The following is a 411-nucleotide window of genomic DNA, read 5'->3' as shown; positions in this document are numbered from 1 at the left end:
TTTTTTGTTTTAAAGCATCAGCTACAAGCTGTTGTTTATAATCTATACATAGTTTTAAAATTCGTTCTTCATACATTTACTTCAACTACCTCATAAACTTCTTCTGCTAAATCTTTAAATGCTCCTTCTAAATCCATTGAGTTATCCCAGACAAACTGGATAAAGTCAGAAATTGAAGGAAAGCTGAATTCTAAAAGAAAATTGTTTTCTCCAATATCTATAAACCGATTTAGAATTAAACTAGTAAAGTCAGGAATATCCCCCTGATATCCAACGTACGTATAATCATCTGGATCAGGGAAGTAAACTTTATACATTTTCACTCCTCCGTATCTAAAATGTGTTTCATAATTTTGGATAGAAAATCTCGGCCTTTAAAAATGTCATCTCTTCTATCAATCATTGCGTTAC

At 31.1% G+C, this 411-nt stretch carries 1 protein-coding gene; it reads right to left on the bottom strand.

Going from position 1 to position 411, the window contains the following annotated elements:
* Positions 1 to 68 precede the first annotated feature (68 nt).
* Positions 69 to 317 carry a hypothetical protein gene (locus tag ACNDLV_RS07455; protein WP_209315139.1) on the bottom strand — a complete coding sequence of 83 codons (249 nt, stop codon included), beginning with the start codon at positions 315 to 317 and terminating at the stop codon, positions 69 to 71.
* Positions 318 to 411: the final 94 nt, after the last annotated feature.

The sequence above is a fragment of the Lactobacillus fornicalis genome, assembly GCF_055362665.1.
Note: the sequence above shows the minus strand (reverse complement) of the source record. Positions and strands in the feature narration are given on the sequence as shown.